12 protein-coding genes are annotated in these 12,246 nt (G+C 44.2%); 11 read left to right on the plus strand and 1 reads right to left on the minus strand.

What is annotated here, in order from left to right; translation table 11 throughout:
* Positions 1–38: 38 nt before the first annotated feature.
* The gene (locus A4E54_RS15360) at positions 39–890 is read right to left on the minus strand and encodes a polysaccharide deacetylase family protein (RefSeq protein WP_240082911.1); all 852 of its coding nucleotides are present in this window, start codon (positions 888–890) and stop codon (positions 39–41) included.
* 226 nt (positions 891–1,116) lie between these two features.
* Between A4E54_RS15360 and A4E54_RS15365 the strand changes: the two genes are divergently transcribed.
* The 11 genes from A4E54_RS15365 to A4E54_RS15415 all read left to right on the plus strand — a co-directional run bounded on the left by A4E54_RS15365 (position 1,117) and on the right by A4E54_RS15415 (position 12,106).
* Positions 1,117–1,869, plus strand: a complete 753-nt coding sequence (locus A4E54_RS15365; RefSeq protein WP_286726624.1) for an SIR2 family NAD-dependent protein deacylase — start codon at positions 1,117–1,119, stop codon at positions 1,867–1,869.
* Between the two features lie 4 nt (positions 1,870–1,873).
* Positions 1,874–2,332 carry a chemotaxis protein CheW gene (locus tag A4E54_RS15370; protein WP_240082909.1) on the plus strand — a complete coding sequence of 153 codons (459 nt, stop codon included), beginning with the start codon at positions 1,874–1,876 and terminating at the stop codon, positions 2,330–2,332.
* Positions 2,329–3,798: a CheR family methyltransferase gene (locus tag A4E54_RS15375; RefSeq protein WP_240082907.1), complete on the plus strand. Its 1,470-nt coding sequence runs from the start codon at positions 2,329–2,331 to the stop codon at positions 3,796–3,798. The genes A4E54_RS15370 and A4E54_RS15375 overlap by 4 nt, the downstream gene beginning before the upstream one ends.
* Before the next feature lie 55 nt (positions 3,799–3,853).
* Positions 3,854–4,450 carry a chemotaxis protein CheW gene (locus tag A4E54_RS15380; RefSeq protein WP_240082906.1) on the plus strand — a complete coding sequence of 199 codons (597 nt, stop codon included), beginning with the start codon at positions 3,854–3,856 and terminating at the stop codon, positions 4,448–4,450.
* Positions 4,451–4,490: 40 nt separating this feature from the next.
* Positions 4,491–6,131, plus strand: coding sequence for a methyl-accepting chemotaxis protein (locus tag A4E54_RS15385; RefSeq protein ID WP_240082905.1), 1,641 nt, complete (start codon positions 4,491–4,493; stop codon positions 6,129–6,131).
* Positions 6,132–6,149: 18 nt separating this feature from the next.
* Positions 6,150–8,435, plus strand: coding sequence for a hybrid sensor histidine kinase/response regulator (locus A4E54_RS15390; protein ID WP_240082903.1), 2,286 nt, complete (start codon positions 6,150–6,152; stop codon positions 8,433–8,435).
* Between the two features lie 48 nt (positions 8,436–8,483).
* Positions 8,484–9,842: a diguanylate cyclase gene (locus A4E54_RS15395; protein ID WP_240082902.1), complete on the plus strand. Its 1,359-nt coding sequence runs from the start codon at positions 8,484–8,486 to the stop codon at positions 9,840–9,842.
* A gap of 17 nt (positions 9,843–9,859) precedes the next feature.
* Positions 9,860–9,985, plus strand: coding sequence for a hypothetical protein (locus tag A4E54_RS15400; protein WP_286726630.1), 126 nt, complete (start codon positions 9,860–9,862; stop codon positions 9,983–9,985).
* Positions 9,986–10,260: 275 nt separating this feature from the next.
* Positions 10,261–10,884 (plus strand): rhomboid family intramembrane serine protease, encoded by a 624-nt coding sequence (locus tag A4E54_RS15405; protein WP_240082900.1) that lies wholly within the window; start codon positions 10,261–10,263, stop codon positions 10,882–10,884.
* A gap of 192 nt (positions 10,885–11,076) precedes the next feature.
* A complete protein-coding gene (locus A4E54_RS15410) occupies positions 11,077–11,247 on the plus strand; it encodes a hypothetical protein (RefSeq protein ID WP_240082899.1) in 171 nt (56 codons plus the stop codon).
* A gap of 97 nt (positions 11,248–11,344) precedes the next feature.
* Positions 11,345–12,106 (plus strand): lipase family protein, encoded by a 762-nt coding sequence (locus A4E54_RS15415; RefSeq protein WP_286726632.1) that lies wholly within the window; start codon positions 11,345–11,347, stop codon positions 12,104–12,106.
* The last annotated feature ends 140 nt before the right edge of the window (positions 12,107–12,246 follow it).

A 12,246-nucleotide genomic window follows, 5' to 3' on the forward strand; every position in this document is an offset into this window, starting at 1 on the left:
CGCAGAGCTCCGGGGTTAATTTTTCGTGTTACCATGTGTTACCATACTGAAGGTGTTTTTTCGTCGACTATGGCAAATGAGTAGCCCCTCGCCTGTAAAAACTCAATTATTTTAGGCAGGGCGGCAACATCGCTTTCGCGGTTCTTAATATAATTCAGCGTTGCTGTTCCGGGCGAACTCTGACTGAGGTTGATTTCTGTACCGTCATGCATGAGAATGATTGGCACCCGCTTCATTCTTTCCATATTTACAACCCCGTTTGCGACATTGCCGTAAACCTGCTCCGGCGTGGCGCCGTTGGGATCGGTATCGGCGGCGGATACATTCCATCCCAACGATAGATAACCATTTTTGCTAAGCAGTTCATCAATGTTTTTGTTTAGTTTAGCAGGACCTCCGGGGGCGCGAAATACTTTCACGTTTTTTTCTGTTAACGCGGTAATAGCTTGAGCGCACTTTTGCAGATCTTCCAAGAAGGCTCTTGGACTGGCGTAGATTTTATTATAATCATGGCTGAAAGTGTGGTTAACCAAGCCATGTCCTTCATTAACAATTCTTTTTAATACCTCGGGGTTTTTTTCTATGTTACTGCCGATAACTACAAAGCTTGCTTTTACATCGTATTTCTTTAAAATATCTAAAATTATGCCCGTATAATGTGAATTAGGTCCGTCGTCGAAAGTAAGATAAACGTATTTAGCCGGCTCAGTTGATGAATTATCAACAGGTTGCCGGTCGGCGGCAGCTTGCTCAAGGACCATGAGTTGGTTTGACACTTCTACTTGGGCTGAATTACCTGTCCGGCTATCCATGGCAACCAGCGGGCTTTTTGTGCAATTAGCCAGGAGTATTAAGACGATGAATAATGGTATGGAACATTTATAAAACATTTAGTGCCTCTTGTGAGCTAGTCATCTAGTAATATATTGAATATACTACCTGTTGTCGAATCATGCAATAAAATATTTCCAGCATGAAGGTAAAAATAACACCGGTCCAGTGGGACTTGTCTTGATGAAAAGACTTGATTATTATAATATAAACATGACGGCAAAAGATGTAATATTATTTTGACAACGCAAATATTTTATAAAATATTTAACGTGGGGTGAGAAAATGAAATACGAAGAAAAAATTGATGCTTTTGTAAATCTTTTAAAAGATTCTTCCCGCACCTTCTCCCTGACTGGCGCAGGGATCAGCACAGAGAGCGGCATACCGGATTACCGCAGTCCCGGTACAGGTCTTTGGAATAAGTTCGACCCAATGAAAGTTGCCTGCGTTTCGGCGTTGCGCCGTGATCCGGCGGCATTTTACCAGAATAATTTAAAACGCTGGACAACCTACTCCGGGGCTGAACCTAACCCGGCGCACTATGCCCTGGCCCAACTGGAACGGGAAGGCTTATTAATTGGGGTAATCACCCAGAACATTGACGGACTGCACCGGAAGGCCGGTTCCAAAAGGGTATGGGAGGTGCATGGTCATTTGCGGACCTGTCATTGTTTTGATTGTAAAAACAGTTATCCTTTTGAAATTTTGATTAATCAGTTTGAAAGCGGGAAAAACCCGCCACGCTGCGAAAAATGCAACGGTGTGTTGCGCCCTGACATCGTACTGTTCGAGGATTCAATGGGTGATGACTATTTGCAAGCAACAAAGGTTATTTCCGGCTGCCAGCTTCTGATTGTTGTCGGAAGCAGCCTGCAGGTCTACCCGGTCGCTTCGCTGCCGGACTACGCCAGACAACTGGTAATCATCAATCAGGATGAGACTCCCTGGGACAGCCAGGCAGATCTGGTCATTAACGAGAAATCCGGGCAAGTATTTATTGACACCCTGGCGGCGCTGGGGATAAAGGGACAGTAATTTAATGAACAGTTTGAATAGATACGTTACCTTTAAATTAGAAGAACGATTGTTTGGATTATATCTTTCCCACGTAGAAAGAATCATTCGAGCGGTAGAAGTAACCCCATTGCCGCAAGCGCCGGAAGTTGTACTTGGTGTGATCAACATGCAGGGCAGGATTATTCCAGTTGTTAATATAAGGAACCGATTCGGGTTGCCCTGCCGGGAAATATCTTTGAGCGACCATTTCATCATTGCCAATACGTCAAGGCGAACTATAGCCCTGGTGGCAGACGCGGTAGGCGGTGTTGTTGAACGGCCGGAACAAGAGGTCATTGCAGCCGGAGAGATCATGCCCGGTATTGAGTACGTTGAAAGCGTAATAAAACTTGAAGACGGTATGATCATGATCCTTGATCTTGGCAGGCTGCTGTTCCACGAAGAAGAACAAGCCTTGAACGAAGTAATAAAGGAGATATGAAAGAAGGAAGAAAAATGACCGCCGGTATACCGGATATCGTCCTTTCACAACTCAATGAATTTCTTGCCGCTCAAATGGGTCTGGACTTTCCGGAAAAGCGCCGTCATGAGCTCGAGCGAGGGATTAGCGCCGCCGCTCTAGACTTCGGTTTTGGAGATACCGAATCGTGCATCCGCTGGTTAATGTCATCACAATTATCAAAAAAACAGATCGAAATTTTGGCTGGCCGTCTGACTGTCGGTGAAACCTATTTTTTTCGTAATATGAAAATTTTTGAGGCGCTTGAGAAACTCATTCTCCCCGAATTAATTGATTCACGTACCTATAGTGGAAAAGAGCAAAGATTGAGAATATGGAGCGCCGGTTGCAGCACCGGCGAGGAGCCATATTCTATCGCGATCCTGCTTGATAAAATGGCTTATTATTTAAAGGATTGGCATATTACTATTCTTGGCACGGACATTAATTCTTACTTTATTCGAAAAGCGCTAGCGGGTATTTACAGTGAATGGTCGTTTCGCGGCACACCGCCATGGATCAAAGAAAGATTTTTTAAGCGGTCAGAGGATGACCGCTTTGAGGTTCTGCCCCATATTAAAAAAATGGTTCGGTTTTTTCATCTTAATTTGGCAGATGATATTTATCCGTCGATGGTAAATAGTACTAATGAGATGGATGTGATTTTTTGCCGTAATGTGCTCATATACCTTTCGCCTGAACAAAAGAAAAAAGTCATTAAACGTCTTTTCCACTCTCTTAAGCCTGGTGGTTGGCTGATCACCAGTCCTTCCGAAACCTCGCCCGTTTTTTTTCCGCAATTTACTAAGATAAATTTTGGTGGAACAATTTTGTTTAAAAAAGATAACAAACAGAATTATATGATAAATAATGCAGAAACAATGTTTTCAATATCCGACAATAAACCGGATTTTATTTCCGGTCTTGAATATCTGCCTGAGCGCGCAGATATCATTCGAACTGAGCTGTCGGAAAAAACAGCCGACCAACCAGTTGGTAACGGTTTATTACATGACGCGCAGGCTTTCAACGAAGAGTGCCGCAACGACATAACATTGATTCAGTCAGCACGGGCATGCGCTAATCAGGGAAGACTGGCTGAAGCGCGGGAATGGTGTGAAAAGGCTATTTGCGCCGATAAACTCAATTCAGTTTTGTATTATCTCCTTGCTACAATTCTGCAAGAACAAGAGCGAGTCGAAGAAGCGATAATATCATTAAAACGCGCGCTTTATCTTGACCCCAAATTTGTTCTTGCACATTTTACGCTTGGAAATATCACCATGCGGCAGGGAAATTATCATGAATCGGAGAAACACTATGAGAATGCTCTTATAGTTTTAAACAACTATGCTCAAGAAGATATTTTGCCGGAATCCGAAGGTATTACCGCCGGCAGGCTCTCGGAGGTTATCACTAATATAATTGGAAGAAAGATTTTGAAATAAGGAAGACAGGCCTGAGTATGTGCTATCCAATTAATGAGCAGGCGACGGTGCGAGAATGAAGAAGATTGTCTGGAATGAAATTTATAACCGTCTGGAAAATGCCAGGACGGCTGCCGAGAGGGGATTAACACCTTCTCATGAAGAAAAAAAAATGATCCTCAGAGCCAGAGCGAAAATACTTGCTCAAGCACCAAAAAATAAAGAATCTACTGAAACGCATCTGAAAATCGTCAAGTTTCTTTTGAACGGTGAGAAATATGCGGTTGACTCGGCATTTATCCGTGAGGTCTGCTCACTAAAGGAAATAACACCGCTGCCCTGTACACCGCCGTTTGTTCTTGGAATAATCAATGTCCGGGGACAAATATTATCGGTCGTTGATATAAATAAATTTTTTGGCATTCCGGGAAAAGGAGCTAACGTCCTCAATAAAACCATTATTGTGCACACATCTGAAATGGAGTTTGCCATACCGGCGGAAACCATCACCGGCGTAGGGTATATTGCACGCGATGAAATTCCACCATTGCCGCCAACCTTGACCAACATACGCGCGGAATATCTGAGAGGTATGACCGGAGAACAGTTCATTGTTCTTGATATGGCAAGAATTCTATCCGACAAGCGGATTGTCGTTAGCGAAGAAGCATAAGTGTGAAACGGAGGAAAAACAAATACACAGGGGTGACAAAATGAATTTTAGAGACATGAAAATAGGTACGCGGCTTGGTCTAGGCTTCGGGCTGGTCCTGGTCCTGCTCGTTATTTCCACGCTGGTAGGGAATAGAAGTATGGGGAAGATTCAAGATGAAATGAATCAGATCTATAACGTTAACGTTGTCAGTATGGAATTAGCTTATGATATGTTGGATTCGATGGCCATCATCTCGCGTGAAACCCGAACTATTCTGCTGTTGGAGGATTTTAACGCCAAACAAGAATCCAGCAGCAAGATCGAAGAAGCCCGGGCGAGATACAATAAGGACTTTGCCAGTCTTAAGGAGCTGGACAACACTGTTGAAGGTAAGGCTCTATTGGCAAATGTGGAGAACGCTATCGACTCAGGCAAGATATCCAACGATAAAGTGGTTAGTTTAGGCCTGGCCGGTAAAAGCGCCGAAGCAGTTTCTGAAATTAACAGAGATGCTATGCCTGGGATGGCTAAGATAGAGGATTCATTGAAAAAAGTTGTCAATTACCAGGAGGAGCGCAGCAAAACACGTTTTAATGAGGCGGCGAATGAATACACCAGGACTCGTTTGTTTATGTTAATTACCGGCGGCACAGCGATATTATTGGGGATACTTATTTCCTGGTTGATCACTTTCTTCATCACGCGCAGCATCACAAATCCCTTAAAAACAGCAGTGGGCGTCGCCGAACAGATCGCGGCGCGGAATTTGAGAGTCAATGTGCCTGCAAATGAGAGCCGGAGCGAAATAGGTTTTCTGATTCAATCATTCCACAAGATGGTGGAGAATTTAAGGGAGGAAATCAGGCAGATTATGGAAGGGGTAAGCGTTCTGGCTTCCTCCGCCACCGAGATATCAGTCTCAACCGTTCAGTTTGCTTCCGGCGCGGCGGAATCCGCGGCTTCGGTTAGTGAGACAACTGCAACTATGGAAGAAGTTAGACAGATAGTTCAGGTTTCCAGTCAAAAAGCCAAATATATTTCGGAGATTGCCCAAAAAGCAATGCAGGTTTCACAAAATGGTCAGGAGTCGGTCAATGAGACGATCAAGAGAATGGATCTGATTCAAGAACAGATGGCCTCTATCGCTGAGAGTATTGTGCAATTCAGTGAACAGAGCCAGGCTATAGGGGAACTAATTTCCATAGTTGACGACGTGGCGGAACAGTCAAACCTTTTGGCGGTCAACGCCTCGATTGAGGCGGCCAAGGCAGAGGAACACGGGCAGGGGTTTGCCGTGGTGGCCCATGAAATCAAGAGCCTGGCGGAACAATCGAAGCAAGCGACAGCCCAGGTGCGGAGAATTTTGAACGACATCCAAAAAGCCACCAGCGCGGCAGTAATGGCTACGGAACAAGGAAGCAAAGCGGTGGATGCCGGTGTAAAACAATCCACTGAAGCGAGCGAGTCGATCAAGACTATGGCAAATACAATTTCTGAAGCAACGCATGCGGTAACACAAATTGCGGTAACCGCCCAGCAGCAGTTAACCGGAATTGATCAGGTGGCTTTGGCGATGAATAATATCGAGCAAGCAAGCAATCAGAACGTTGACAGCGCGAGACAGCTGGAAACAGCAGCGCTCAAATTGGACGAACTGGGACGGAGGTTGAAGGAGTTGGTTGAGCAGTACCAGGTATAAAGAATCGGGGGAGCCAACATGCCCATGCAAGAAAATAAAAAAGAAACCGACTTGCTTAAAAGACTTCGGTCACTGTTTAAAATTGAAGCAGAAGAGCGTCTTAAAGCAATGTCCGCCGGATTGCTTGAATTAGAGAAAACAACGTCTATTGAAAAGCAAACGGCGTTTGTTGAAGCTGTTTTCCGGGAGGCGCACAGCTTAAAAGGCGCGGCGCGGGCTGTCAACATGACGGATATTGAAACGATTTGCCAGTCACTGGAGAGTGTTCTGGCTATTTTGAAGCGCAAGGAGATTAACCCGTCGCCTGAACTTTTTGACAAGCTCCATAATGCAGTCGACACGATAAACAAGCTGCTTTACACTGCCGCAGGAGGACAAGTCCCAATAACAAAACTCATTCAACAGTTAGCCGACCTGGAGACCGGCAAGCAGACAAGCGGCACAACAACTGAGGAACCAATACCACAATTGCAAATAAGCTTCCCGGCGGATCCGCCGGGTCACGACACCGGGATCGGCACCGCCGGTCAAGATGCTCCAGATATTGGAGAAAGGCCGGCCGTATCAGAAACGGTGAGGATTTCCACGGAAAAGTTGGACTCCCTTTTGCGGCAAGCCGAGGAAATGTTGTCCATAAAACTGGCACTGGACCGGTATGTCACCGACTTGCAGGATCTTCAGGATATGCTTGGCCGCTGGGATAAGGAATGTGCGAAAAATCATCAAGCTATACGAACTGGTAAAGACAACTTGCAGTTTGCCAAACTTTTGGAGTTTCTTGATTGGAATCATAATTGTGTTAAATTAATGGAAAGCAAAGTAAATACGCTGATAAAATTAACGGAAAACGATCGCCGTTCGATTGGCGGAAACGTGGATAATTTCCAAAAAAATATAAGAAAAGCACTGATGCTTCCCTTTTCCTCACTTCTGGCAACTTTCCCCAAAATGATTCGCGACCTGTCCAGGGTTCAAAACAAGGAAGTGGAGTTGATTTTGCAGGGAAGTGAGAAAGAAATCGACAAACGCATCCTCGAAGATATGAAGGATCCCTTTATCCATTTATTGCGGAATTGTGTTGATCACGGAATAGAGACACCGGCAGAGCGGGAAAAAAACAAAAAACCGCGGTGCGGGAAAGTTACCGTGACTATTTCACAGATAACCGGCCACAAGGTTGAGATCCTTGTTTCTGATGACGGAACTGGAATTAATTTGGATAAAGTTAAAGAATCTGCTGTAAAGAAGGGGATATTGTCTGAAAAGGATTATAATAAACTCAGCAAGCAAGAAGCGCTGGAGCTGATATTTCAGTCGGAAGTATCTACAAGTCCGATAATTACCGATATCTCAGGCAGAGGACTCGGACTTGCCATTGTACGAGAGAAGGTGGAAAAGCTTGGCGGAATAATCTCAGTGGAAACCGGGCCTCAAACCGGGTCATCTTTCCGCATCATTATTCCGGTGACCCTGGCTACTTTCAGGGGGATTCTCGTTAGAGCGGCTGAGCAGTTGTTTGTAATACCTTCAACTAACGTGGAAAGAGTTACGAGAATCAGACAAGAGGAGATAAAAACAGCCGAAGACAAGGAGCTCGTATCCCTGAAGGGTTGCGCCGTTTCCTTCGTCAGGCTTGCTGATGTATTGGAGCTTGCCCGGCAAGATAATAAAGATAAGAGTTCAGGATATATCCTGGTGCTGCTTCTTGGCACTGCTGAAAAGCGGATTGCCTTCGCTGTTGACGAAATTGTGTGTGAGCAGGAGGTGCTGGTCAAAAGTCTCGGCAAGCAGCTTCCCCGGGTGAGGAATGTCAGCGGCGCCACTGTCCTTGGCTCCGGAAGGGTAGTTCCTATTCTAAATATTCCAGATTTACTGAAATCAACGCTAAAGATTAATACCTCCGCTGGAACTGTCTCGGCAGCCGAAACATTGAGCGCAAATAAAAAATTAGTTTTAGTTGTGGAAGATTCAATTACTTCAAGAATGTTATTAAAAAATATTTTGGAGGCATCCGGGTACAGTGTCAAAACCGCCGTTGATGGTATTGAGGCGTTAACTGCGCTGAAAACTGAGGATTTTGATTTGGTTGTGTCAGATGTTGAAATGCCGAGGATGAATGGGTTTGAGCTCACATCCAGGATGCGTGCGGATAAGAAATATGCGCGGCTGCCTGTTGTATTGGTGACTGGTCTTGATTCCCGGGAAGACCGGGAGCGCGGCATAGATGCGGGAGCTGACGCTTATATTGTGAAAAGTAGTTTCGACCATGGCAATTTATTAGAGGTCATTGATAAACTTATCTAACTAGTTGAGATACTATCCTTTTTGTTTTGTCATCTGGGAGGGAATGGTATGAACGACATCGATATTCTGATTGTGGAAGACAGTCTGACCCAGGCAGAGCAACTGAGATATACCCTTGAACAGTACGACTATCATGTAACAGTATCGTATAATGGTTTAGAAGCTATTGAAAATATTAAGAAAAGAAAACCGACAATAGTGATCAGTGATGTGGTCATGCCGGAAATGGATGGTTATGAACTCTGCCGGCAGATCAAGTCTGATGAAAGATTTAAGGACATTCCAGTTATACTTTTGACATCATTGTCGGAACCTGTTGATGTTATCAACGGGCTAAAGTGCGGCACAAGCAACTTTATTATTAAGCCTTACAACGAGCAATTTCTTCTCTCCCGCATCCGCCACATCCTGGCAAACATGGAACTGAGAAAAAACGGGATTGCGGCGGAAATGGGCATCGAGGTTTTTTTCGCTGGCCAAAAGCATTATCTTAACTCAGAACGTATCCAGATTTTGGACTTGCTTCTTTCCACATTTGAAAATGCCGTTCAAAAAAACATTGAACTTGAGCAATCAAACAAAGAATTGACAAAGGCGCTTGAAACCATAAAGATTCTGGAAGCTGATTACCGCGCGCTCCTCGAGAGGAATGCCGACGCCATGGTTGTCGTGGATACTGAAGGAGTGATTCGTTATCTCAATCCGGCTGCGGAAATTCTTCTGGGCCGCAATAAGGAAGAACTGCTGGGTGAATTGTTTGATTTTCCTGTTATGGCTGGTGAAACAAAAGAGGTTAACATCACCCGCAAGGATGGAGTTGAGCTTATCGCTGAGGTGCGTGTGGCTGATACGAATTGGGAAGGCAACAGCGCCCTCATTGCAACACTGCGGGATGTTACTGATAATGTGCAGTTAAGAGAAAAATTGATCAGTATGTCCCTTACCGATGAACTTACCGGCCTATGCAACAGGCGTGGATTTTTAACCCTTGCCCAACAGCAGTTGGCATTAGCCAGCCGCACAAAAAGGGAAGTATTGCTGCTATATGGAGATTTGGATAACCTGAAGTGGATCAATGATAATTTAGGCCATCACGAAGGTGACCGCGCGTTAATCGAGACCGCCAATATTTTAAAAAACACTTTCCGGGATTCTGACATCATTGGTCGCATAGGTGGAGATGAGTTTGCTATTCTTATGCTCGAAGTACCTGTGTCCAGCGCTGAAGCGCTGATAGCACGTCTGCGTGAGAAGCTGGATGTCCGCAACGCTCATAAAAATTACTACAAGCTGTCAATCAGTGTTGGGATAACGCATTATGATCCGGAATCAAACTACACTATTGAGCAAATGTTAGTCGAGGCTGATAAATCTATGTATGAGCAGAAACGTGATAAGAGGCATTAGCAGTAGTGGATTGCGGGATGCCATTAACCGCTGCCATAAGCCATGACCAGGCCTTGCATGGCAAACTAACCATCGGCAGTGATGTATGGATTCGTTTCAGCCCGGACAAAGTCCACCTTATCGAAGATAAGCACATTTCCTAATCCTGCTTTTCTCTTAAAAAAATTATTAACCAATATTCACCTACTTTAATCTGCGTTTAATACGGAAAAAATAAAAAAAAATTGCTAAAACGAAAATTGGTAAATAGTCATACAATAAATAAAAGGAGTCAGAAGACAGAATGAGAAAAGATTTATCATCTGGAAATATTCTGTATTTACGACTGCTGAATTCCTAGTACCTGAATATAAGGAGGAAACTGGCCACGATTCCTTTAAAAGATAATATACCCTCCCGGGGTTTCCCGATAGTAAATATGCTATTGATTATTATTAATCTGGCAGTATTCGGGTATGAAGTATATTTGGGAAGGTATTTGGACGAGTTTATTTTTTCTCATGCGGTAATCCCGATCCAGCTTTCATCTGTAGGTATGACCGCAGATCAATTGGTGAGGCTTACTACGGCCATGTTTTTACATGGAGGTTGGTTTCATGTATTGAGCAACATGCTCTATTTATGGATTTTCGGGGATAATGTTGAAGATCGCATGGGACATTTCCGTTACCTGGTGTTTTACCTTTTGACAGGTTATATTGCCACCATAGCCCACATTTTTTACTACCCGTTTTCGAATTCGCCATTGATTGGCGCCAGCGGGGCGATCGCGGGAATTCTTGGGGCTTATTTGATTCTATATCCGCGGGCTAAAGTGCTTACCTTAGTCTTTCTGTTTATATTTATTCAAATCATACCTATCCCGGCGGTAATATTTCTGGGACTTTGGTTCGTCCTGCAAATCCTCAGCGGCGTTGCCGGCTTAACGGATCAGACCGCCCAGGGTGTCGCTTTCTGGGCGCATATCGGCGGGTTTATTGCCGGAATACTGCTTGTAAAGCTTTTTTCCCGGAGTAAAGATAGGGATTATGTTAATTATTAGGAACAAATAACCCAGCGGTGTTATGCTTCAGCAATAAACAAGCAAGAAAACTACTCTGATTTTTGGAGGGTTTCCTGCTTGTTTATTACGTGCTATTTATTGTTAAAAGGAATTGCTGATCAGCGTCTAGAAATATATTGATTAAAATCAATGGTTTTATATAAGCTGCATATTAAGGGACGGTGATTATTCATGATCCGGTTCCAATGTGATTGCGGAAATGATGACGACCAGGGAGGCTTCGATGTCTACGTGTCACAAATTGACTTGTGTGATGTGCTTACTGTCATATGCAGACAGTGCGGCTGTACGAAAGTGGAATTTGTGGCGAGCAACAGAGATACAATAACTTTATTTGATTGATATTGGGTAAACGTATTTATCGCCTGTTGAACGTAGCTGTATGGTAATCCCCGGAATATAATGTATTAAATTTATATACGGGGGTAAGGATATTGGGATGATATTATTTGTACACGGCATGGGCTTCAGCAGCGATAGAGATTATTGGAAGGATTGGGCGGTTCCTCTTCAGAATGAACTGGCGAAACAGAGCCTGGCATTAAAGGATGAGCAGTTTGGCGGAGTTTATTACTATGATCTTGTTCCCGGCCCCAAATATGGTAAGGGGCAAACCGAAGGCGTGCTGCAAATTCAAATAATGGGTTTAAAAAAGCGAGCGGAAGAAGAACTAGGTTCACTTCGCTCGCCTTACGCCAAAGAGACAGGCGCAATCCGTAAGCTTTCAGACTCAATCGTAGACAATTTCGGAGATATTTTCGCTTATTTGTACTGGGATAAAACTTATCAGGAAGTTAATAAACGTCTATACGAGGCAATTGACCAAAGTAATGAGCCTGTGCACTTAGTCGGCTACAGCTTGGGTTCGATTGTCAGTTTTTGCGCCCTCGTGGAGAATCCGGCTGCCGCGCGGCAGGTAAGCCATCTGCTGCTGCTTGGCAGCCCGCTTTTCTGGTTTAAACAGGGAGTGGCAAGACACGTTGATCTAGAATCAAGACCGGCAGTTGGACGCTTTACCAATATCGCCGGAGTTATGGATATAGCTTGGCCGCAAATGGTGCCGAAAATACTTCCGGGTCTTGACAGAAATATTGATTTTATAATAAATCCCTTTAATCCGATAAAAGGCCACCAGGAGTATTTCCACAGGGAGGAAGGCTTGCAGGCGATTGCGTCTGAAGTAGTAAAGGGATGGAGCTAATTATATGCGACACGGATGAGATACGCCGCCTAGTAAAAACAGGCGGTTTTCTTTATTGTCTGGAAAAATGCTCCGCTTTTTTTATGATATAATTATTAAAAAAATGCATGATTTTCCGGCAAGCAGTTAAGGTTAATAAA

This window comes from Pelotomaculum sp. PtaB.Bin117 (assembly GCF_002067195.1).
Taxonomy (GTDB): domain Bacteria; phylum Bacillota; class Desulfotomaculia; order Desulfotomaculales; family Pelotomaculaceae; genus Pelotomaculum_D; species Pelotomaculum_D terephthalicicum.

What these genes read in the sequence shown, in the direction of transcription:
- A4E54_RS15390 (WP_240082903.1), top strand. Translation starts at nt 6,150, where the DNA reads ATGCCCATGCAAGAAAATAAAAAAGAAACCGACTTGCTTAAAAGACTT.
- A4E54_RS15395 (WP_240082902.1), top strand. Translation starts at nt 8,484, where the DNA reads ATGAACGACATCGATATTCTGATTGTGGAAGACAGTCTGACCCAGGCA.
- A4E54_RS15410 (WP_240082899.1), top strand. Translation starts at nt 11,077, where the DNA reads ATGATCCGGTTCCAATGTGATTGCGGAAATGATGACGACCAGGGAGGC.
- A4E54_RS15405 (WP_240082900.1), top strand. Translation starts at nt 10,261, where the DNA reads ATGCTATTGATTATTATTAATCTGGCAGTATTCGGGTATGAAGTATAT.
- A4E54_RS15385 (WP_240082905.1), top strand. Translation starts at nt 4,491, where the DNA reads ATGAATTTTAGAGACATGAAAATAGGTACGCGGCTTGGTCTAGGCTTC.
- A4E54_RS15365 (WP_286726624.1), top strand. Translation starts at nt 1,117, where the DNA reads ATGAAATACGAAGAAAAAATTGATGCTTTTGTAAATCTTTTAAAAGAT.
- A4E54_RS15380 (WP_240082906.1), top strand. Translation starts at nt 3,854, where the DNA reads ATGAAGAAGATTGTCTGGAATGAAATTTATAACCGTCTGGAAAATGCC.
- A4E54_RS15360 (WP_240082911.1), bottom strand. Translation starts at nt 890, where the DNA reads ATGTTTTATAAATGTTCCATACCATTATTCATCGTCTTAATACTCCTG.
- A4E54_RS15370 (WP_240082909.1), top strand. Translation starts at nt 1,874, where the DNA reads ATGAACAGTTTGAATAGATACGTTACCTTTAAATTAGAAGAACGATTG.
- A4E54_RS15415 (WP_286726632.1), top strand. Translation starts at nt 11,345, where the DNA reads ATGATATTATTTGTACACGGCATGGGCTTCAGCAGCGATAGAGATTAT.
- A4E54_RS15375 (WP_240082907.1), top strand. Translation starts at nt 2,329, where the DNA reads ATGAAAGAAGGAAGAAAAATGACCGCCGGTATACCGGATATCGTCCTT.
- A4E54_RS15400 (WP_286726630.1), top strand. Translation starts at nt 9,860, where the DNA reads ATGCCATTAACCGCTGCCATAAGCCATGACCAGGCCTTGCATGGCAAA.